This window comes from Bacillus sp. GMa5/1, assembly GCF_050172015.1.
Taxonomy (GTDB): Bacteria; Bacillota; Bacilli; order Bacillales; family Bacillaceae_G; genus Bacillus_A; species Bacillus_A cereus.
Genome location: NZ_JBNLYC010000438.1, coordinates 1 through 535, shown reverse-complemented (window position 1 = coordinate 535; position 535 = coordinate 1). Strand labels below are relative to the sequence as shown.

The following is a 535-nucleotide window of genomic DNA, read 5'->3' as shown; positions in this document are numbered from 1 at the left end:
ATTGATCCAATAAAAGATGCAGTTGACAGTGTAGAAAAATTTATTGGGAAGATTAAGAGTTTCTTTAGTGACTTGAAGTTAAAGATTCCTAAACCTGAAATGCCACCTCTTCCACACTTTAGCTTGCAAACTAGTACGAAAAATATTTTAGGCAAGGATATTACGTTCCCTTCTGGACTTAATATAGATTGGCGTGCAAAAGGTGGTATCTTCACTAAACCGACTATCTTTGGAATGAATGGCGGAAACTTGCAAGGTGCAGGAGAAGCCGGAAAAGAAGCAGTTTTACCATTGAATAAAAAGACACTAGGAGATATTGGCGCAGGAATAGTAGCAGCCATGCCGCGACAACAATTTGCTATATCAGGAGAAATAAATCAATTAATGGACGATATGAGCCGTATGATGGCTAGTTCCGCAAGCCAATTAGCAGGATTAAAGACCGTCATGAGTGGTGTATATGGAAGTATGTCAAACAGTAGACAAGCCATGACAAATAGTGTATCAAATCAAGTCATTAATAATTCTTTCGGAT

The 535-nt window shown here is 38.1% G+C and carries 1 pseudogene; it reads left to right on the top strand.

Features of this window, described 5'->3' with window-relative positions:
* Window positions 1–535, top strand: a pseudogene (locus ACQGSG_RS29290) (phage tail tape measure protein); the annotation flags it as partial.